This window comes from Sphingopyxis sp. LARHCG72, assembly GCF_052871675.1.
Map to the genome: position 1 here is coordinate 218,851 of NZ_JBIXJU010000004.1, position 18,406 is coordinate 237,256.

Annotated in this window: 22 protein-coding genes; 18 read left to right on the forward strand and 4 right to left on the reverse strand. The window is 66.4% G+C overall.

Features of this window, described 5'->3' with window-relative positions; genetic code table 11:
- Positions 1-149: 149 nt before the first annotated feature.
- Both ACIPPQ_RS11170 and ACIPPQ_RS11175 read left to right on the forward strand, forming a co-directional pair.
- Positions 150-1,442, forward strand: coding sequence for an FAD-dependent oxidoreductase (locus tag ACIPPQ_RS11170; RefSeq protein WP_446544152.1), 1,293 nt, complete (start codon positions 150-152; stop codon positions 1,440-1,442).
- Positions 1,439-1,849 (forward strand): DoxX family protein, encoded by a 411-nt coding sequence (locus tag ACIPPQ_RS11175; protein WP_446544153.1) that lies wholly within the window; start codon positions 1,439-1,441, stop codon positions 1,847-1,849. The genes ACIPPQ_RS11170 and ACIPPQ_RS11175 overlap by 4 nt, the downstream gene beginning before the upstream one ends.
- Before the next feature lie 3 nt (positions 1,850-1,852).
- On the opposite strand, the gene ACIPPQ_RS11180 is transcribed toward ACIPPQ_RS11175, so the two are convergent.
- A complete protein-coding gene (locus ACIPPQ_RS11180) occupies positions 1,853-3,109 on the reverse strand; it encodes a dipeptidase (protein ID WP_446544154.1) in 1,257 nt (418 codons plus the stop codon).
- Between the two features lie 79 nt (positions 3,110-3,188).
- On the opposite strand from ACIPPQ_RS11180, the gene ACIPPQ_RS11185 reads away from it, so the two are divergent.
- A complete protein-coding gene (locus ACIPPQ_RS11185) occupies positions 3,189-4,364 on the forward strand; it encodes an acyl-CoA dehydrogenase family protein (protein ID WP_446544155.1) in 1,176 nt (391 codons plus the stop codon).
- On the opposite strand, the gene ACIPPQ_RS11190 is transcribed toward ACIPPQ_RS11185, so the two are convergent.
- The gene (locus ACIPPQ_RS11190) at positions 4,361-4,705 is read right to left on the reverse strand and encodes a metalloregulator ArsR/SmtB family transcription factor (RefSeq protein ID WP_327451203.1); all 345 of its coding nucleotides are present in this window, start codon (positions 4,703-4,705) and stop codon (positions 4,361-4,363) included. The genes ACIPPQ_RS11185 and ACIPPQ_RS11190 overlap by 4 nt on opposite strands.
- Positions 4,706-4,776: 71 nt before the next feature.
- Between ACIPPQ_RS11190 and ACIPPQ_RS11195 the strand changes: the two genes are divergently transcribed.
- Genes ACIPPQ_RS11195 through ACIPPQ_RS11210 form a run of 4 tightly spaced genes read left to right on the forward strand, consistent with a single transcriptional unit; the run spans position 4,777 to position 7,632 of the window.
- Positions 4,777-5,736 carry an acyl-CoA desaturase gene (locus tag ACIPPQ_RS11195; RefSeq protein WP_446544156.1) on the forward strand — a complete coding sequence of 320 codons (960 nt, stop codon included), beginning with the start codon at positions 4,777-4,779 and terminating at the stop codon, positions 5,734-5,736.
- Complete coding sequence (locus tag ACIPPQ_RS11200) at positions 5,717-6,922, forward strand: M20 metallopeptidase family protein (RefSeq protein ID WP_446544157.1); 1,206 nt, start codon at positions 5,717-5,719, stop codon at positions 6,920-6,922. The genes ACIPPQ_RS11195 and ACIPPQ_RS11200 overlap by 20 nt, the downstream gene beginning before the upstream one ends.
- Positions 6,919-7,164: a GlsB/YeaQ/YmgE family stress response membrane protein gene (locus tag ACIPPQ_RS11205; protein WP_446544158.1), complete on the forward strand. Its 246-nt coding sequence runs from the start codon at positions 6,919-6,921 to the stop codon at positions 7,162-7,164. The genes ACIPPQ_RS11200 and ACIPPQ_RS11205 overlap by 4 nt, the downstream gene beginning before the upstream one ends.
- 9 nt (positions 7,165-7,173) lie before the next feature.
- Positions 7,174-7,632, forward strand: a complete 459-nt coding sequence (locus ACIPPQ_RS11210) for a GIY-YIG nuclease family protein (RefSeq protein ID WP_446544159.1) — start codon at positions 7,174-7,176, stop codon at positions 7,630-7,632.
- Between the two features lie 3 nt (positions 7,633-7,635).
- On the opposite strand, the gene nadB is transcribed toward ACIPPQ_RS11210, so the two are convergent.
- On the reverse strand, positions 7,636-9,213 hold the full coding sequence (gene nadB, locus ACIPPQ_RS11215) for an L-aspartate oxidase (protein WP_446544160.1): 1,578 nt from the start codon (positions 9,211-9,213) through the stop codon (positions 7,636-7,638).
- 72 nt (positions 9,214-9,285) lie between these two features.
- Between nadB and ACIPPQ_RS11220 the strand changes: the two genes are divergently transcribed.
- Positions 9,286-10,110 (forward strand): endonuclease/exonuclease/phosphatase family protein, encoded by an 825-nt coding sequence (locus ACIPPQ_RS11220; protein WP_446544161.1) that lies wholly within the window; start codon positions 9,286-9,288, stop codon positions 10,108-10,110.
- 3 nt (positions 10,111-10,113) lie between these two features.
- On the opposite strand, the gene ACIPPQ_RS11225 is transcribed toward ACIPPQ_RS11220, so the two are convergent.
- Positions 10,114-11,034: an ABC transporter ATP-binding protein gene (locus ACIPPQ_RS11225; RefSeq protein WP_446544162.1), complete on the reverse strand. Its 921-nt coding sequence runs from the start codon at positions 11,032-11,034 to the stop codon at positions 10,114-10,116.
- Between the two features lie 102 nt (positions 11,035-11,136).
- Here ACIPPQ_RS11225 and ACIPPQ_RS11230 point away from each other — a divergent pair, with 102 nt between their 5' ends.
- From ACIPPQ_RS11230 to ACIPPQ_RS11275, 10 genes are all read left to right on the forward strand, one after another.
- Complete coding sequence (locus tag ACIPPQ_RS11230) at positions 11,137-11,703, forward strand: DUF4402 domain-containing protein (protein ID WP_446544163.1); 567 nt, start codon at positions 11,137-11,139, stop codon at positions 11,701-11,703.
- A gap of 136 nt (positions 11,704-11,839) precedes the next feature.
- Complete coding sequence (locus tag ACIPPQ_RS11235) at positions 11,840-12,037, forward strand: zinc-finger domain-containing protein (RefSeq protein WP_248454814.1); 198 nt, start codon at positions 11,840-11,842, stop codon at positions 12,035-12,037.
- 131 nt (positions 12,038-12,168) lie between these two features.
- On the forward strand, positions 12,169-12,687 hold the full coding sequence (locus tag ACIPPQ_RS11240) for a DUF4402 domain-containing protein (RefSeq protein ID WP_446544164.1): 519 nt from the start codon (positions 12,169-12,171) through the stop codon (positions 12,685-12,687).
- Positions 12,688-12,726: 39 nt separating this feature from the next.
- Positions 12,727-14,166 (forward strand): metalloprotease TldD, encoded by a 1,440-nt coding sequence (gene tldD, locus ACIPPQ_RS11245; RefSeq protein WP_446544165.1) that lies wholly within the window; start codon positions 12,727-12,729, stop codon positions 14,164-14,166.
- Between the two features lie 209 nt (positions 14,167-14,375).
- A complete protein-coding gene (locus ACIPPQ_RS11250; protein ID WP_446544166.1) occupies positions 14,376-15,593 on the forward strand; it encodes a hypothetical protein in 1,218 nt (405 codons plus the stop codon).
- Between the two features lie 83 nt (positions 15,594-15,676).
- Entirely contained in the window at positions 15,677-16,078 is a 402-nt protein-coding gene (locus ACIPPQ_RS11255; protein ID WP_446544167.1) for a hypothetical protein, read from the forward strand.
- 72 nt (positions 16,079-16,150) lie between these two features.
- A complete protein-coding gene (locus tag ACIPPQ_RS11260) occupies positions 16,151-16,726 on the forward strand; it encodes a DUF924 family protein (RefSeq protein WP_446544168.1) in 576 nt (191 codons plus the stop codon).
- Between the two features lie 28 nt (positions 16,727-16,754).
- A complete protein-coding gene (locus tag ACIPPQ_RS11265; RefSeq protein ID WP_446544169.1) occupies positions 16,755-17,318 on the forward strand; it encodes a pyridoxamine 5'-phosphate oxidase family protein in 564 nt (187 codons plus the stop codon).
- Positions 17,318-17,548: a putative signal transducing protein gene (locus ACIPPQ_RS11270; RefSeq protein WP_446544170.1), complete on the forward strand. Its 231-nt coding sequence runs from the start codon at positions 17,318-17,320 to the stop codon at positions 17,546-17,548. Before ACIPPQ_RS11265 ends, ACIPPQ_RS11270 begins: the two co-directional genes overlap by 1 nt.
- Before the next feature lie 18 nt (positions 17,549-17,566).
- The gene (locus tag ACIPPQ_RS11275) at positions 17,567-18,274 is read left to right on the forward strand and encodes an endonuclease/exonuclease/phosphatase family protein (RefSeq protein WP_446544171.1); all 708 of its coding nucleotides are present in this window, start codon (positions 17,567-17,569) and stop codon (positions 18,272-18,274) included.
- Positions 18,275-18,406 lie beyond the last annotated feature (132 nt).

An 18,406-nucleotide genomic window follows, 5' to 3' on the forward strand; every position in this document is an offset into this window, starting at 1 on the left:
CGGGCGCAATATGACCCGGCGCCCCCGCTGTCAAGGCCGCTGGGGCGGGCCGAACAAGTCCGCTTGCCCTGACGTATTTCGCCGCTAGCATCGCGGCGACAACAAAGGGGGCTGCGCCCCGGCGCAGAACACCCATAAGGAGTGGGCTGATGCGTCACGTCGCGATCGTCGGGTCTGGCCCGGCGGGCTATTATACCGCCGAAACATTACAGAAAGCCGACGATATCGCGGTCGACGTCATCGACCGGCTGCCCGTCCCCTATGGCCTGATTCGCACCGGCGTGGCCCCCGACCATCAATCGATCAAGGCGGTGTCGCGCCGCTACGAAGGGGTCGCGCTCACCGACAATGTGCGCTTCGTCGGCCATGTCGCGGTCGGCACCGACGTCACGATCGACGAGCTGGTCGCGCTTTACGACGCGGTGATCCTTGCGACCGGGGCGCCCAACGACCGGCCGCTCGACATTCCGGGTGCCGACCTGCCCGGCGTGATCGGCAGCGCCGCCTTTGTCGGCTGGTACAACGGCCATCCCGATTTCGCCGGCCTGAACCCGCCGCTCGATGCGCCCGGCGTCGCGGTGATCGGCAACGGCAATGTCGCGCTCGACGTCGCGCGCATCCTCGCCAAGACCCCGGCAGAATTCGCGGGCAGCGATATCGTCGCGCACGCGCGCGACGCGCTCGGGGCGAGCGCGGTGCGCCATATCCACATCCTCGGCCGCCGCGGCCCGCACCAGATTGCGATGACCCCGAAGGAACTCGGCGAGCTCGGCCATCTCGAACGCGCCAGCCCGCGCGTCGACCCCGCCGACCTGCCGCCCGAGGGCGACGACGCGCTGCTCGAACCCGGGATGCGCAAATCGGTGACGCATTTGCGCAGCTTCGTCGCCAACCCCGTCGCCAAGCCGGTGACGATCGATTTCGATTTCTTCGCCATGCCCATCGCGATCGAGGGCGAAGGCCGCGTCCAGCGCGTCATCGTCGAACGCACGACGCTCGATGCCGACCTCAGGAGCCATGGCACCGGCGAGACCTATGCCATCGACGCCGGGCTCGTCATCAGCTGCATCGGTTACCAGACCCCGCCGATCCCCGGCGTGCCCTATGAACATGGCCGTGGGCGTTTCGCGAGCGACGACGGGCGCATCCTGCCCGGGCTCTATGCCGTCGGATGGGCGCGGCGCGGACCGTCGGGGACGATCGGCACGAACAAGCCCGACGGCGCGCGGATCGGCGAGATGGTGCTCGAGGATATCGGGCGCGGCGCGGGCAAGGCGGGCCGGGCGGGGCTCGACACGCTGCTCGCGAGCCGCGACATCATCCCCGTCACCTTTCGCGACTGGCGCCGGATCGAGGAGGCCGAGGTCAAGGCCGCGCTCGACGGCAACCCGCGCGAGAAATTCACCAGCATCGAGGCGATGCTCGAAGCCATCGGGCGTTGAGCCCGGGCCGGGCAAGCGCCCGCACCGCGCTCTGCTGGTTGCTGGCCTTGGCCTATGGCTATGCCGGTTATCGGCACCTCGCGACGCCCGCGCCGTTCCTCGCGATCACGCCGCCATGGGTTCCTGCACCCGGACTGGTGGTTGCAGCCACCGGCATGGCCGAGATCGCGGGCGCGATCGGATTGATGATCCCCGCGACGCGCAAGGCGGCCGGCTGGGGCCTCGCGCTCTATGCCCTGTGCGTCTGGCCGGCCAACTTCCACCATGCGCTCGCCAATGTCGCGATCGGCGGCGAAACGCTAAGCTGGTGGTACCACGGCCCGCGCCTCGCCGCGCAGCCGCTGATCATCTGGTGGGCGCTGTGGGTGAGCGGCGCGACCGACTGGCCGTTCCGCCGCCGCACCTGATCCCTATTTCGCGACCGGCGTCTCGATCGGCGGCTGGCCCTTCTGGCTCGCCGCATAGGCCTCGACCGCCTTCAGCACGCGCAGCATGTTGCCGCTCGAAATCTTTTCGAGCTCGGCCTGCGTATAGCCGCGCCGCGCGAGTTCGGCGAACAGGCGCGGATAACCCGTGACATCCTCCAGCCCCACCGGCGTCGCATCCATCCCGTCATAATCGCCGCCGATCCCGATATGGTCGACGCCGATCGTCTTCTTGATATGGTCGATATGGTCCGCCGCGATCCCGATCGGCGTCTGCGGCGCCGGGTTCGCCGCGTCCCACGCTTTCAGCGCCGGGGCGACAGCATCGGGATTGCCGACGTACAGCGCGTCGAGCCGCGCCTTCTCCGCCGTCCGCGACAGGCCATGCGCGCGCAGCTTGGGGTCGAGGAAGGCGGCGTAGAGAACGACCATCACGACGCCGCCATTGGCCTTCACTGCGGGCAACACGCTGTCGGGCACGTTGCGCGGATGATCGTTGACCGCGCGCACGCCCGAATGGCTGAACATCACCGGCGCGTGCGAGACTTCGAGCGCGTCCTTCATCGTCGCTTCGCTGACATGGCTGAGGTCGACGATCATGCCGATGCGGTTCATTTCGCGCACGACCTGTTTGCCGAAATCGGTGAGCCCGTCGTGCTGCGGCGCGTCGGTCGCGCTGTCGGCCCAGGGCGTCGTCTTGCCGTGCGTCAGCGTCATATAGCGAACGCCCATGCCATAAAGTTCACGCAGCACCGCAAGCGACGAGCCGATCGACTGGCCGCCCTCCGCGCCGAGCATGCCCGCAACCTTGCCCGCCTTCATCTGGCTTTCGAGTTCGGCCGAGGTCCGCGCGAAGCCAAGGTCGTTCGGATAGCGCGCGATCAGCCGCTTCGCGACGTCGATCTGCTCGATCGTCTGCTGCACCGCCTGCTGCTCGTTCGTGTTGCTGGGCACATAGACCGACCAGAATTGCGCACCGGCATGCCCCTTGCGCAGCCGCTGGATATCGGTGTGCATTACGCTTCCGTCGGGCTTGGGCCTGGTGGTGTCGTTGAAGTCGAAATTATTGATCACATTGCCGACGCTCCCGCGCAGTTCCCACGGCACATCGTTATGCCCGTCGAACACCGGCGCCTTTTTCAGCGCCGCCTCGGCAACCGCTTCGGGCGATTTCTGCGCCATGGCGGGGGTGGAGATCAGGGCGAATGCGGCGAGGCCGGCGAGCAGGGAGGCTTTGTTCATGGCACGCGACCTTAGGTCGTTGTTCGCACGGCGCAAGCCTTGCCTTGACGTTCGCGTAAACCCCGCGCAGCATTGCACCATGACAGCCTTCGACGACTGGCGCGCCCGCTCGCCCTATTATGACGAAACCCACGAGGCGCTGGCGCAAAGCGTCCGCCGTTTCGTCGAGCGCGAGATCGCGCCCAACATCGACCGATGGGAGGCCGAAGGCGAACTGCCGCGCGAACTCCACAGGAAAGCCGCGGACGCGGGCATCCTCGGGCTGCGCTATCCCGAAGCCTATGGCGGGCACAGCGAAGGCTTCGACAATTTCCACGGCCTCGTGCTGACCGAGGAACTCGCCGCGGTTGGCGCGGGCGGTCTTGGCGCGTCGCTGATGACGCACGGCATCGGCCTGCCTCCGATCCTCGCGCTCGGTTCGGAAGAGTTGAAGCAGCGTGTCGCCCCGCCTGTGCTCGCGGGCGACAAGATCATCGCGCTCGGCATCACCGAAGCCGGCGGCGGCAGCGACGTTGCAAACCTCAAAACGACCGCGGTCCGTGACGGCGACGATTATATCGTCAACGGCGGCAAGATGTTCATCACCAGCGGCATGCGCGCCGACTGGCTGACCTGCGCGGTGCGCACCGGTGGCCCCGGCGCTGCGGGCATCTCGCTCCTCCTGATCGACATGGATGCGCCGGGGGTCGAACGGACAAGGCTCGACAAAATGGGCTGGCGCTGCAGCGACACCGCCGCAATCCATTTCAGCGACGTGCGCGTCCCCGCCGAAAATCTGATCGGCCAGGAGAACGCCGGCTTCATCGGCATCATGCGCAACTTCAATTCGGAGCGGCTCGGCATGGCGATGGGCTGCTGCGCCTACGCCCGCGTCGCGATGGCCGAGGCGGCCGAATGGGCGCAGAACCGTGAGACCTTCGGCAAACCGCTCGTCGGCCACCAGTCGATCCGCATCAAGCTCGCCGACATGGAACGCCAGATCGAGGCGACGCAGGCGTGGGTCGACCTCTGCGCCTGGCAGGTCAAGACCGGCAAGGACCGCCCCGCCGACTTTGCGATGCTCAAGGTACAGGCAACGCGGATGCTCGAAGCCGTCGCGCGCGAAGCCGCGCAGGTGCTCGGCGGCGCGAGCTACATCACGGGCAGCAAGGTCGAGCGCATCTACCGCGAGGTGCGGGTCAATGCGATCGGCGGCGGCAGCGAGGAAATCATGCTCGATCTCGCGGGTCGGCAGTTGTTCGGGGGCAAGCGCTAGGCCTCGCCACCCTCCTCGCGCCGCTTGTCCGCCAGCGCGCGCGATTCGGCCTTCAGCGGCCGCGACACCGGGCAGACTTCCTGCACATAGCCGTTGAGCACATTGGTCAGCGCGTCGGGCAGCAGGCGATAGAAAACGAACTGGCCGCGCTTCTCGCTCACGATCAGCCCGGCATTTTCCAGCACCGACAGATGCTGCGACACCGCCGGCTTGCTCATCTCGAACCGCGCAGCAATGTCGCCCGCGCTCAGTTCCGCATGCGCCAGATAGGCGAGAATCTTGCGTCGCGGCGTCGACGCCAGTGCCTGAAAAACCCGTTCCATATGCCCCAAAATGGGCATTGCCAGCGCCCTTGACAAGCAATAATTTATTTAAGTAATTACTTATATTCTTTTGATCGAGGAGTCGGGTGATGCGCAGCGATGATGACCCCCATGCCGTCAATTTCCTGATCGACGAGCCCGGCGCCGATCCGCGCGCGGGAACCGTTCGCGCCGATGCGCCGAGCATCATCTGGAACGGCGGCATGGCGCTGGTCGCCCTGATCGCCGGCCCCTTCTTCGCGACGCCGTCCGCGATCATCCTCTTCTTCGTCACCACCGGCGCCGCGCTGCTGTTCGGCCACAGCGTCGGCTATCACCGGATGATGATCCACGGCAGCTTCCAGGCGCCCCGCTGGTTCACCCGCGCGCTCGTCTGGTTCGGCGCCTTCGTCGGCATGGCGGGGTCCTATGGCATCATCCGCGCGCACGACACGCGCGACTGGGCGCAGCGGCAGGCCGATTGCCATCCGTTCCTCCGGCACGGCACGACCATGGCCCGCGACGCCTGGTGGCAAATCTATTGCCGCCTCGACCTCGACCACCCGCCGCGTTTCGACTTCGCCGAACTCGACCGCGACCCCTTCTATCGCTGGCTCGAAACAACATGGCGCTGGCAACAGCTCCCGGTCGCGCTGCTGTTTTTCGCGTTCGGCGGCTGGAGCTGGGTCGTCTGGGGCGTTGCCGCACGCGTCGCGGTCGCCAACCATGGCCACTGGCTCGTCGGCCACCTCGCGCACAACCGCGGGCCGCAGCACTGGACCGTCGACGCGCATGGCGTACAGGCGTTCGACGTCCCCTGGGCCGCGATCCCGACGATGGGCGAAGCCTGGCACAATAATCACCACGCCTATCCCGGCTCCGCACGCATCGGCCTGCACCCGGGGCAGAGCGACTGGGGCTATGCCTTCATCCGCCTGTGCGAGCGATTCGGGCTGGTGTGGGACGTTCGCACACCCGACACGATGGGCGTGCGCCCCGGGCTCTCCGAGGTCCCTCGACATGGGCCGGGCTTCGCGGCACAGTCGCCGCATGGACACGCCATCACATAGCTGGCCCGCCGAGGCCGAAACCCTCTTGGACGATCTCGTCGACCTCCGCCGCGCGATCCACCGCGAGCCCGAACTCGGGCTCCAGAACCCGAAGACGCTCGCGAAGATCAAGGACGCGCTCGCGGACCTGCCGCTCGAATTTCGCGAAGGCCCGTCGACCACGGGACTGGTCGCGATCCTGCGCGGCCCCGCAAACGGGCGCACCGTGCTGCTGCGCGGCGATATGGATGCGCTGCCCTTGCTCGAGGACACCGGGCTCGATTTCACCTCCGAGATCGCGGGCGCGATGCATGCGTGCGGGCACGACACGCATGTCGCGATGCTCGTCGGTGCGGCGAAGCTGCTGTGCGCCGCACGCGACCGCTTGCCCGGCACGGTGATGTTCATGTTCCAGCCGGGCGAGGAAGGCCATCACGGCGCGCGCTTCATGCTCGACGACGGGATCATCGACCCGCTGCCCGACGCCGCCTTTGCGCTCCACATCATGCCCAACGCGCCGCACGGGATTTTCGCGGGGCGCGCGGGGCCGCTGCTCGCCTCGTCCGATGTCCTCTCGATCACCGTCAAGGGCGCGGGCGGCCATGCCTCGATGCCGCACGACAGCATCGACCCGATCCCCGTCGCCTGTTCGATCGTCACCGCGATCCAGACGATGGTCACGCGCCGCATCTCGGTCTTCGACCCCGCGGTCGTCACCATCGCCAAGATCGCAGCGGGGACGACAAACAATATCATCCCCGAGACCGCCGAGATGCTCGGCACGATCCGCACCCTGTCGCCCGAACGCCGCGCGATGGTCGCGCGCGAACTGAAGCGCCTCGCCCCCGCAATCGCCGAGGCGCATGGCTGCACCGCCGAGGTGACGATCGACGAAGGCTTCCCCGTCACGATCTGCGACGCGCGCGCCGTCGCCTTTGGCCAGTCGGTGGTCGAAGAGACCTTCGGCGAGCAGGCGTGGCTGACGATGGATAACCCCGTGATGGGCGCCGAGGATTTCTCCTATGTGCTCGAAAAGGTTCCCGGCGCGATGTTCTGGCTCGGCGCGAGCGAGGCGGGCAGCGACTGGCGCCAATGCTGCGGACTGCACAGCAACCATATGGTCCTCGACGAGAGCGTGATGGCACGCGGCGCCGCACTGCACGCCGCGCTGGCGGAGCGGTTTTTGAACGAAGGATTCAATACATGATCAATATCATCGGCGCGATCATATCGGGCCTGGTCATCGGCGCACTCGCGCGCTTCTTTTATCCCGGCGCGGTCGAGATGGGATGGCTCGCAACGATCCTGCTCGGCATCGGCGGCTCGCTCCTCGCCGGCCTCGCAACATCGCGCGGCCGCGGCGACTTCAGCCGCGCGGGCTGCCTCGCCTCGGTCATCGGCGCAATCGTGCTGATTCTGGCGGGGCGGCTGCTCGGCGTCGGCGGCTGACGATCACAGATGCATCCGCGGTTTGAGAATATCATTCGGGATTTGCCGGTTAGTCTGGCGAAGCTCCTCGCTTGCGATCCGATATCCGGAGGCGCCTTCCTGCCCGCCGACGCCCCCTCTCGCGCAGTCTATCTTTTCACCGAAAACGGCATCCACCTTTATGTCGGACGGACCAATCGTCTTCGTCAACGCTATCGGGAACATGTAAGCGGTAAAAACAACGATGCGCCGTTTGCCTTCAAGCTGGCAAGATACGAAACGCGCATTTTCAGATCCAGGGGCGGACCTACGCGAAAGGCGCTGGAGCAGGATCCGGCTTTTGGTCTCGCATTTCGAAACGCCAAAACACAGGTTCGTAACATGGAGTTTCGATATGTCGAAGAGACCGACGACTATCGGCAATGCCTCCTCGAAATCTATGCAACCGTAGAGCTTTCGGCAAAGTTCAACGATTTCGCCAATCACTGAGCCTTACGGCATCAGCACCGTATCGACCGCGTCTGGCAGCATGTCGGGGTAGTCGAGCGTATAGTGCAATCCGCGGCTTTCCTTACGGTGGAGCGCGCTGCGCACGATCAGTTCGGCGCATTGCAGCAGGTTGCGCAGCTCGATCAGGTCGGTGGTGACGCGGAAATGGCCGTAATAGTCGCCGACCTCGTCGGTCAGCATCTTGATCCGGTGCTGCGCGCGTTCGAGCCGCTTGGTCGTGCGCACGATGCCGACATAATTCCACATGAAGCGGCGGATTTCGGTCCAGTTCTGCTTGATCACCACCTCTTCGTCCGAATCGGTCACGCGGCTTTCGTCCCACGGCCGGATCGCCGGCGGCGCGTCGAGTTCGTCCCAGTGCGCGATGATGTCTTTCGCCGCCGCCTCGCCGAACACGAAACATTCGAGCAGCGAGTTCGACGCCAGACGATTGGCGCCGTGCAGTCCGCTCTCGGTGCATTCGCCCGCGGCGTACAGACCGGGCAGGTCGGTACGCCCGTCGAGGTCGATCAAGATGCCGCCGCACGTATAATGCTGCGCGGGCACCACCGGGATCGGCTGCTTCGTCATGTCGATGCCGAGCGTCAGCAGTTTCTCGTAGATGTTCGGGAAATGCCCCGCAACGAAATCGGGGTCGAGATGGCTTATGTCGAGGTGGACATAGTCGAGCCCCGACCGCTTGATCTGGTCGTCGTTCGCGCGCGCGACGACGTCGCGCGGCGCGAGTTCGGCGCGCGCATCGTAATCGGGCATATAGCGGTGCCCGGTGACGGGGTGCTTCAATATCCCGCCCTCGCCGCGCACCGCCTCGGTGATCAGGAAATTCTTGACGTCGAGATTATAAAGGCAGGTCGGGTGGAACTGCATCATCTCCATGTTCGAGACGCGCGCGCCCGCGCGCCACGCCATCGCAATGCCGTCGCCGGTCGCGCCGCGCGGCGCGGTCGAAAATTGGTACACGCGCCCCGCCCCGCCGCTCGCGAGGATCGTCGCGCGCCCGACATGCGCGCGCACCTTGCCGCTCTTTTCGTCAAGCGCATAGACGCCCCAGACGCGCCCCGAGCCCGAATAGCGTTCCTCGTGCCGCCCGGTGATGAGGTCGATGCACGCCTGCCCGGGCAGCAGGGTGATGTTCGGATGCGCCTCGGCGGTCTTGAGCAGCGCCGCCTGCACCGCCCAACCGGTCGCGTCATCGACATGGACGATCCGCCGGTGCGAATGCCCGCCTTCGCGCGTCAGATGGAGCGCCTCGGCATCCTTGTTGAACGGCACGCCCATTTCGACGAGCCGCTCGATCGCGTGCGGGGCATTTTCGACCACGAACTCGACCGTCTCGCGCCGGTTGAGCCCCGCGCCCGCGACCATCGTGTCGTCGATATGATTTTCGAACGTGTCGCCCGCGTCGAGCACCGCAGCGATCCCGCCCTGCGCCCAGGCGGTCGAGCCGCCGGTGAGTTCGCCCTTGGCGAGCACGAGCACGCGGCAATGGTCGGCAAGCGCGATGGCGGCGGTGAGGCCCGCAGCGCCCGATCCCACGATGATGACGTCGTATTCACTCATGGCGCCTCTGTTGCACAGCAAGGCGCCGCATGACAGGGGGATCGAAACCGCAGGTCACGGGAATTTTTCAGGATGCACAAAGCGAAACTTGACCGGCGCGCGCTGCTTGCAACCATCGCGGCGCTCCCGCTCGCCGCCTGCGCGCGTCCTTTCCGCGACCGCGCAAGGGTGGGCATCGGTGTTGCGACCTTCAATATCTGGCACGACGCGGGCGGGCATTGGCCGGCGCGGCGCGCATTGCTCGTCGCGGCGCTGCGCGGCGCAGACGCCGACGTCATCGCGCTGCAGGAAGTGCTCGAAGACGCGAAAAAGGGCCTGCCGAATCAGGCGGACACGATCGCCCGCGACCTTGGCTACGCCGGGGTCCACTTCGTCGCGCCCGAGCCCGAGGGTGCACCCCGGCGCTATGGCAATGCGATCCTGACACGCCTGCCGGTGATAGAGGTCGCGCGCCGCAGGCTCGAACCGCTGTCGGATTATCGCACCGCGATCCGCGTGCGCGTCCGGACCGCAGGCGGGCCCGTGGACATCATCGCCACCCATCTCGCCTGGCTACCCGAAGCCGCGGCGGTACGCGCGCAGCAGCTTGCCGACCTGCTCGCCTGGCTACCGACCGACGGCACCCCGCTCGTCATCATGGGCGATTTCAACGCGCCCCTCGACGATCCCGGCCTCGCCGCGATGGGGCCGCCGCGCTTCACCTCGGCGCTCGCCCCCGCCGCCGCCCCTACGACGCTCAACCCGGCACGCGGTCACGCACCGCGCGTGATCGACCATATCTTCGCCGACTCAGCAGCGTTCGCGGTTTCCGGCGCGCGCGTCATCGGCGATACGCCGCTGGGCGGCGAATATCCGTCGGATCATTTCGGGGTCGCCGCGCGCCTGACGCGGCGCTGAGCCTCAGGCGACGCTGCGCGTCAGGTTGAGGAAAACATCCTCGAGGTCGGCTTCGCGCGTCGAGACGTCGACAATGCCGTGCCCCATCGCATTGACCGCCGTGAGCACTTCGCCAGCATTGGCGCGGTCCTTGTTGTAATGGATCGCCAGGCCCCGTTCACCCTCGCGCTCGACCTTGTCGAACGCGGGATGCGCGGGCAGCTCGGTGACATCGGCGTCGAGCGTCACCACCACGATCTTCTCGCGCGCCATGTCGACCAGCTCGCGCGTCGGCTTGTTCGCGATCAGCTTGCCATGGTTGATGATCGCGATGCGGTCGCACAGCTCCTCGGCCTCTTCGAGATAGTGCGTCGTCAGCACCACGGTGACGCCGCGATCGTTGAGGCTCTGCACATATTCCCAAAGCTGCTGGCGGAGTTCAATGTCGACCCCCGCGGTCGGCTCGTCGAGCACGATGATCGGCGGCGAATGCACCATCGCCTTGGCGACGAGCAGGCGGCGCTTCATCCCGCCCGACAGCGTGCGCGCATAGGCGTCGCGCTTGTCCGACAGATGCACCGCGGCGAGCAGCGCGTCCGAGATGCGCTTGTCCTTCGGCACCCCGTAAAGCCCCGCCTGATTCTCCAGCGTCTCGAAGGGCGTGAAGAAAGGATCGAACACGATCTCCTGCGGTACGATGCCGATCGAATATTTGGCGTTGCGCGGATCGGCGTCGATGTCGAAGCCCCAGATGCTCGCATTGCCGGCAGTCTTGTTGACCAGCCCTGCAAGGATATTGATCAGTGTCGACTTGCCCGCGCCGTTCGGCCCCAACAGACCGAAGATCTGCCCGCGCGGCACGTCGAAACTGACATTGTCGAGCGCCTGCTTGCCGCCGGCATAAAGTTTGGAGACGGCGTCGATGCGGATGGCGGCTTCACTCATGGCCGCTTCCATAGCCGCGCGCCTGCCGTCGCGAAAGCCCGCTAATTTTTTGTCAGCGCGGCATTAACGCTAAATTGGAAACTCGTCGCTAGGAGGGGAGCTGTGAGGACCAGCCACATCATTTGCCCGCTGCCGATGCAGCGCGGCCCCATCGCTCTTGGGACCGCCTTTGCGCTTTGTCTCGTGCCCGCCGCCCCGGCGCTGGCGCAAGCCAACACGCCGGCCCAGGCCGAAGCCATCGTGCTTCGCCCGCTCAGTTTCTTCAAGGTCAACGACCTCGATTTCGGCGACATCATCCCGTCGGCGAGCGCAGGGACGGTGACGATCGAACCCGACGGATCGCGCAGCCGCACCGGCGGCGTGACGCTCGCGGGGAACGCCGGCGAACCCGCGCGCTTCGCGGGACTCGGCAGCTTCAATCGCCAGGTCAACATCTCGCTCGGTTCGAACACGATCTGGCTCACCGGGCCGGGCGTGCGGATGCGCGTCCGCGATTTCGAGATCGGCAGCACCCCGACCGCGATCCTGTCGACGACCCCGACGCGATTCCGGATCACCTCGCCGCTCGGAAATTACAACTTCCCGGTCGGCGGCACGCTCGAGGTCGGGGCCAACCAGGCGCCCGGCGATTACAGCGGCACGTTCACGATCACCTTGAACTATCTCTAGACCTTCTGTGGGGGGAGGACGGCACCGGGGGACCACTTGCGCCCGAAAGGGTGCCTGCGCCGGTGCCGTCACGGCCCTCCACTGATTGTGCAGACCCGATTGCCGAGCCTTCGCGCGCTTGCTATGGGCGCGATCGATGACCCAGCCCGCCCCCGAAACGATCCGCACACCCAAGACCCGCATCGCCTGTGACGGCACTGGCGACGGCCTCGCCGATGCGGCGCTCGGCCATCCGCGCGTGTGGCTCGAAATCGACACCGACGAAGGCTTCGCCGACTGCGGCTATTGCGACCGGCGCTTCATCCTGATCGGTGGCGTTGCCGACAAAGCCTGAGCCTGCCGCCAGAAGTAAACGGGCGCTTTACCAACCCCATGCATCACTGATGAAGGCCCTGCTGGCATAAAATGTGCCAGACAGGAGCCGAATCTGTGGGGATTCGAGGGACCAGACACTATCGGGGCACGATGCGCGCCCTGACCATCACCGCGACAGCGGCGGGCGCGATGCTATGCGCACCGGCCCATGCCGCCGACATGGCGGGGACCGCCAATGCGGCGGTTGTCCGCCCGAACACGCTGATCAAGACCGACGATCTCGATTTCGGCACGCTGATCAGCGGCGCGACCGGCGGCACCGTCACGATCAACCCCGTCACCAACGCGCGCACGACCAGCGGCGGCGTCACGCCCGTGGGCTCGGCGGCGCAGCGCGCGACATTCCAGGGCACCGGCGGCATCTTCCTGATCACCGTGTCGGGCAGCACCTCGGTCACGCTCACGCGCGCGGGCGGCGGCGCGGCGCCGATGACCGCCACCCTCGTCCGCGCCGCGAGCACCAGCGGCGGCGGCATCGCGCTGCTCGGCGCGACGTTGCTGCCCAGCGGGGTGCAGACCTATTATATCGGCGGCACCCTCACCGTCCCTGCGAACCAGCCCGAGGGCGACTACAGCGGTACCTTCACGCTCACCGTCAATTATCTCTGACCGCTGGCGTCGAGGGGCGCGCGTGCCTATATCGGCTCCATGACCAGTCTCGACCCCCGCCGCTTCCTCTATCGCGCCGACGCGCTCGACCCCGATCTGGCGCAGGCGCTCGCGCGCGAAGCGCTCGCGAAAGCCGACGACGGCGAGCTCTACCTGCAATATCGCGCGACCGAGAGCTTCGGCTTCGACGACGGGCGCCTCAAGACCGCCGATTATTCGACCGACGCCGGTTTTGGCCTCCGCGCCGTGTCGGGCGAGATGACGGGCTTTGCGCACGCCAGCGACATCAGCGCCGGCGCGATCCGCCGCGCCGCCGAGACGCTCGCCTTGCTCGACCCCGCGAAACAGGCGCACGCCGCCCCGCCGCCGCGCACCAACCGCCACCTTTACGATGAGGCGAATCCGCTCGATCTGATCCCCTTCGCGAAGAAGGTCGCGCTCTGCCAGGAAATCGACGCCGCGGCGCGCGCGCGCGATCCGCGCATCGTCCAGGTGTCGGTCGCGCTCGCGGGTAGCTGGTCGGTGGTCGAGATCGTCCGCGCCGACGGTTTCCTCGCGACCGACATCCGTCCGCTCGTCCGCCTCAACGTCTCGATCGTGGTCGAGGAAAATGGCCGTCGCGAAACCGGCTATTTCGGCCTCGGCGGCCGTTACATGTACGATCATCTGTTCGAACCCGCGCAATGGAATCGCGCGATCGACGAGGCGCTGGCGCAGGCGCTCGTCAACCTGCGCGCCGTCGACGCCCCCGCAGGCGAGTTCACCGTATTGCTCGGCCCCGGCTGGCCCGGCGTGCTGCTGCACGAAGCGGTCGGTCACGGGCTCGAAGGCGATTTCAACCGCAAGGGCACCAGTGCCTTTTCGGGCCGCATCGGCGAGCGCGTCGCCGCGCCCGGCGTCACCGTGGTCGACGACGGCGCGATGGAAAGCCCGGTCGGTGGCGGCCGCCGCGGCTCGCTTTCGATCGACGACGAAGGCACGCCGACCGGCGAGACGGTGCTGATCGAGGACGGCATCCTCAAGGGCTATATGCAGGACCGCCTCAACGCGCGCCTGATGGGGGTCGAACCCACCGGAAACGGGCGCCGCGAAAGCTTCGCGCACGCGCCGATGCCGCGGATGACCAACACCTTCATGCGCGGGGGCAATGACGATCCCGCCGAGCTGCTCAGCCGAGTCAAGAACGGCATTTTCGCGAAAAGCTTCGGCGGCGGACAGGTCGACATCGTGTCGGGCAAGTTCGTCTTCTCCTGCACCGAGGCGTACAAGATCGAGAATGGCAAGCTCGGCGACTCGATCAAGGGCGCGACCCTCATCGGCGACGGGCCGAGCGTGCTCACCAAGGTCACCGGCATCGGCAACGACATGGCGATCGACGAAGGCATCGGCATCTGCGGCAAGGGCGGCCAGAGCGTCCCCGCGGGGGTCGGTCAGCCGACCCTGCTGGTGAACGGGCTGACGGTGGGCGGCACGGCCTGATCTCCCATTTGGTCATCCCGGACTTGATCCGGAATCTATGACGCCATCGATGCGATGGCCCCCGGATCAACTCCGGGGCGAGGATGATGATTTGCGCCCTGTGACCGCCCTCACTTGGCGTTCCGCTCCGCCGCGCATATAGAAACCCCAACAAAAGAAGAATCGGTCGCATCATCCGCGGGGCATGCCCTCGCAACAGGGAGGGTAATATGCGTTCGAGTCTGCGTTTCGTTTCCGTGGCCGCTGTCGCCGCGATGCTCGCCGCCGTTCCCGGCTCGGCGCAAAAATCGACCGGCCCCAAGGAACGCTATGAAATGGACGTCGCGACGATGTCCGGCTTTGCCGCCATGTCGGGGGGCAAGGGCGGCATCGGCGGCGCGATGGGGATGATGTTCGGCGGCGATCCGTCGAGCAAGGTCGCGCACCAACTCCTGCTCCGCCTCGGCTCGAACGATGCGGCCACCGCTCCGCCGCCGAAGGGCGACCATTTCTTCCAGCCACAGGCGAAGATGGGCAAGTCGGTGCCGCTCTTCTGGGAGGAAGGAAAGGAAGCGCCCGGAACGGAGACCTTCGAACGCCCCAAGGGCCGCCTGCTCCTCTATTGGGGGTGCGGTGCCAAGGCGGGCCCCGGTCAGCCGGTGGTGATCGATTTCGCGAAGGTCGCCGCGGGTCAGGTTCCGCCGAACCTCTTTTCGAGCGCAGTTCCGGTGATCCGCGAAGTCAGCAAGGCGAACAGCCGATCCTATATCGACTGGCCGAACAAGAAGGGCGGCCGGCAGCCCGGATCGGGATCGTCGCTGATCGGCGCGCACCGCGTCGCGAGCAATATCGGTCCCGACATCAACTTCACCCTCGCGCAGGATTATATGCAGGGCCTTTCCGCCTCGACCGCGATCCAGGGCGACCAGTCGGTGATGGTCCGCTGGAATGCGGTGCCGGGCGCGACGGGCTATGTTGCGTGGACGATCGGCGGCATGGGCAATGGCGGCGGCAAGAACGACATCGGCGACATCGTCTGGTGGACGAGCAGCGCGTCGAAGGAATTCGGCGGCGGGCTGTGGGACTGGTTGCCGCCCTCGGTAGTCGCGAACCTGATCACGAAAAAGATCGTGATGCCGCCTTCGCAGACGAGCTGCCAGATCCCGGCCGAAGTCAAGAAGGCGTCGGGCGAGATGCTGATGGGCAATTTGAACGCCTTCGGCCCCGAAGCCAATTTCTCCTATCCGCCAAAGCCCGCGGGCAATGCGGTATGGAATATCGACTGGACCGCGAAGGTGCGTTTCCGTTCGCACACCATGTTGCTGGTCGGCGCCGATTTCGGCGGCATGGGCGGGGCATCGACCGGCGGCAGCACCCCCGCCGAACCCGCGAAGAAAAAGAAGTGCAAGGGCCCGCTCGGTATTCCGCTTCCCGACGGGGCGTGCTGAAACAGCGGCGAGTCAGGCCCCGTTCACGCGGCAAGGCGTAAGAAGGCGCCGGGTAGGGTATGATGAAGACAGGAGTCGAACCCATGCGTCACCTCATCCCGACGCTTCTTGCCGCCGCCGCAATCGCGGCCGCACCCGCCGCGACCGCGCGCGAAAAGCTCGCGCCCGAAGACCAGCTCGCCAAGCTGCTCGAAGGCCGCGTCGCGGGCGAGCCGCAGGATTGCATCTCGCTCTCGAGCGCGCGCAGTTCGCAGATCATCGACAAGACGGCGATCGTCTATCGCGTCGGCAGCACCCTCTGGGTCAACCGGCCGAAAGGCGGCGCCGAATCGCTCGACGACGACGATATCCTCGTGACGAAGACGATCGGCAGCCAGCTGTGCAGCATCGACGCCGTCGAGTTGCGCGACCGCAGCAGCCATTTCTACACCGGCTTTGTGTCGCTCGGCCAGTTTGTGCCGTACAAGCGCGTCAAGGGCGAATAGCCTCTTCATTGCGGGTACAGCGAGCGATCCGGGGTTGCGTAAATCGCTCCGGATTGCTTCGCTGTGCGCGCAATGACAGATGACACCCAAACGCCCGCCCCTCCCCCCGCCGACTGGGCCCGGCAACTCCTCGCCTTCTGGTTCGACACGCACGGCATGAGCGACTGGTACGGCGGCGGCCCCGAATTCGACGCCGAAGTCCGCGACCTCGCCGAAGGCTGGCACGAGGCGCTCCGCTCACAGCCGCCCGCAAGCTTCCTGACCGATCCCGACACTGCGCTCGCCGCGGCGATCCTGTTCGACCAGGTGCCGCGCAACCTGTTTCGCGGCCACGCCGACGCCTTTGCGACCGACGAACTTGCGCGGGCGATCGCGCGCGGCATCGTCGCCAGGGGCTGGGACCAGCGCTGGCCCGATGACCGCCGCCAGTTCGCCTATCTTCCCTTCGAGCATAGCGAGGATATCGCCGACCAGCGCGAATCGCTGCGCCTGATGGGCCAGCTCGCCGACCCCCTGTTCGCCGATTATGCGAAGAAACATTTCGACATCATCGACCGCTTCGGCCGCTTCCCGCACCGCAATGAAGCGCTCGGCCGCACCAGCCGCGCCGACGAGGCCGCGGCGATAGAAGAGGGCAAGAATTGGTGATAGGGCCGGTTCGACACGGAGAAGAGCCATGGCCGAATTCACCGACACGCTGACCGACAAGCATATCGCCTTCATCGAAAAGCAGCCGGTCTATTTCACCGCGACCGCCGCCGCCGATGCGCGCATCAACCTGTCGCCCAAGGGTTATGCCGACAGCTTCCGCATCATGTCGAACGCCCAGGTCGCCTATCTCGACCTCGGCGGGTCGGGGAACGAAACGCACGCGCACCTCGCCGCCGACGGGCGCATCACGATCATGTTCTGTGCCTTCGACCGCAGCGCGCTGATCCTGCGCATCTATGGCCGCGGCCGCCCCGTGCTGCCGCAGGATGGTGAGTGGGACGCGCTCGCCGCCCATTTCACCCTCATCCCCGGCACGCGCCAGATTTTCGTCATCGACGTCGAAAGCGTGCAGACGAGCTGCGGCTGGGGCGTGCCGATGATGGAATTGCAACACGAACGCGACACGCTGCAAAAATATCACCGTCAGGCCGACCGCGACCTGTGGGTCGAAAAATTCAGGGGCCGCACGAAGAGCATCGACGGCCTGCCGACGCGCCCGACCGACCGTTTCATCGCAGGCGACGCCTGATGCCGCTGGTCGAACTGGCACGCCTCCCCAACGGCGCCGAGGCCGAATTGCTGCGCGGCCGCCTCGAAAGCGCGGGCGTGCACGCCGTCTGTTTCGACGCGGGCATGAATATCGCCGAAAGCGTCGGACTACTCATCCCCGTGCGCATCATGGTGCTCGACGAGGATATGGCCGAAGCGCAGGCGCTGATCGCCGAATTCGAGGCCGTCGGGAACGGAAACGCGGCCTGAGCGCTTGAAAAGCACGTCATGATCAAGGTCGCCAGCTACAATATGCGCAAGGGCATCGGGCTCGACCGGCGCCGCGATCCCGGCCGGGTGCTCTCGGTGCTGCGCGAACTCGATGCCGATATCGTCGCGCTGCAGGAAGCCGACCGCCGTTTCGGCACGCGCGCGAGCGCGATCCCGCCGCACATGTTCGAAGAGCATAGCGACTATGTCCCCGTCGACCTGCTCGACGGGCGGCCCTATGCGATCGGCTGGCACGGCAATGCGCTGCTCGTCCGCAAGGGTGCAGAGGTCGAGGAAAGCCACGCGCTCCACCTGCCGACGCTCGAACCGCGCGGCGCGGTCGCGGCGACCGTGCGGATCGGCGACACCCGCCTCCGCGTCGTCGGCATGCATCTGGACATTTCGGGTCTGCGCCGCCGCCAGCAGGCGCGCGCGATCCTGAACCATGTCGCCGAGGGCGAGGAGTTGCCGACGATCCTGATGGGCGACTGCAACGAATGGCGTCCGACGGGCGGCTGCCTTGCCGATTTCGGCGCGCACCACCGCCTCGTCGACACCGGCCACAGCTTTCACAGCCGCCGCCCGGTCGCCCGGCTCGACCGCATCTTTGCCACCCCCGATCTCGAGGCGGTCGACGCGGGCGTGCATCGCAGCGCGCTCGCCGCGCGCGCATCGGACCATCTGCCGATCTGGGCGCGGTTCAAGGCCGCGACCGACCCTGCCTAAAATTTAGGCAAAGACCTGCCTCGCCTGCCCAGCGAACGACCGATTGTTCGTTGCCCCGGCTCAAAACCGTCACAAAATGTTAACTTTCGCGCACCTCGCGCAATTTGGCACGGCTGTTGCACTGCAACATCG

What these genes read in the sequence shown, in the direction of transcription:
- ACIPPQ_RS11170 (WP_446544152.1), top strand. Translation starts at nt 150, where the DNA reads ATGCGTCACGTCGCGATCGTCGGGTCTGGCCCGGCGGGCTATTATACC.
- ACIPPQ_RS11180 (WP_446544154.1), bottom strand. Translation starts at nt 3,109, where the DNA reads ATGAACAAAGCCTCCCTGCTCGCCGGCCTCGCCGCATTCGCCCTGATC.
- ACIPPQ_RS11185 (WP_446544155.1), top strand. Translation starts at nt 3,189, where the DNA reads ATGACAGCCTTCGACGACTGGCGCGCCCGCTCGCCCTATTATGACGAA.
- ACIPPQ_RS11190 (WP_327451203.1), bottom strand. Translation starts at nt 4,705, where the DNA reads ATGCCCATTTTGGGGCATATGGAACGGGTTTTTCAGGCACTGGCGTCG.
- ACIPPQ_RS11195 (WP_446544156.1), top strand. Translation starts at nt 4,777, where the DNA reads ATGCGCAGCGATGATGACCCCCATGCCGTCAATTTCCTGATCGACGAG.
- ACIPPQ_RS11200 (WP_446544157.1), top strand. Translation starts at nt 5,717, where the DNA reads ATGGACACGCCATCACATAGCTGGCCCGCCGAGGCCGAAACCCTCTTG.
- ACIPPQ_RS11205 (WP_446544158.1), top strand. Translation starts at nt 6,919, where the DNA reads ATGATCAATATCATCGGCGCGATCATATCGGGCCTGGTCATCGGCGCA.
- ACIPPQ_RS11210 (WP_446544159.1), top strand. Translation starts at nt 7,174, where the DNA reads ATGCATCCGCGGTTTGAGAATATCATTCGGGATTTGCCGGTTAGTCTG.
- nadB (WP_446544160.1), bottom strand. Translation starts at nt 9,213, where the DNA reads ATGAGTGAATACGACGTCATCATCGTGGGATCGGGCGCTGCGGGCCTC.
- ACIPPQ_RS11220 (WP_446544161.1), top strand. Translation starts at nt 9,286, where the DNA reads ATGCACAAAGCGAAACTTGACCGGCGCGCGCTGCTTGCAACCATCGCG.
- ACIPPQ_RS11225 (WP_446544162.1), bottom strand. Translation starts at nt 11,034, where the DNA reads ATGAGTGAAGCCGCCATCCGCATCGACGCCGTCTCCAAACTTTATGCC.
- ACIPPQ_RS11235 (WP_248454814.1), top strand. Translation starts at nt 11,840, where the DNA reads ATGACCCAGCCCGCCCCCGAAACGATCCGCACACCCAAGACCCGCATC.
- ACIPPQ_RS11240 (WP_446544164.1), top strand. Translation starts at nt 12,169, where the DNA reads ATGCGCGCCCTGACCATCACCGCGACAGCGGCGGGCGCGATGCTATGC.
- tldD (WP_446544165.1), top strand. Translation starts at nt 12,727, where the DNA reads ATGACCAGTCTCGACCCCCGCCGCTTCCTCTATCGCGCCGACGCGCTC.
- ACIPPQ_RS11250 (WP_446544166.1), top strand. Translation starts at nt 14,376, where the DNA reads ATGCGTTCGAGTCTGCGTTTCGTTTCCGTGGCCGCTGTCGCCGCGATG.
- ACIPPQ_RS11255 (WP_446544167.1), top strand. Translation starts at nt 15,677, where the DNA reads ATGCGTCACCTCATCCCGACGCTTCTTGCCGCCGCCGCAATCGCGGCC.
- ACIPPQ_RS11260 (WP_446544168.1), top strand. Translation starts at nt 16,151, where the DNA reads ATGACAGATGACACCCAAACGCCCGCCCCTCCCCCCGCCGACTGGGCC.
- ACIPPQ_RS11265 (WP_446544169.1), top strand. Translation starts at nt 16,755, where the DNA reads ATGGCCGAATTCACCGACACGCTGACCGACAAGCATATCGCCTTCATC.
- ACIPPQ_RS11270 (WP_446544170.1), top strand. Translation starts at nt 17,318, where the DNA reads ATGCCGCTGGTCGAACTGGCACGCCTCCCCAACGGCGCCGAGGCCGAA.
- ACIPPQ_RS11275 (WP_446544171.1), top strand. Translation starts at nt 17,567, where the DNA reads ATGATCAAGGTCGCCAGCTACAATATGCGCAAGGGCATCGGGCTCGAC.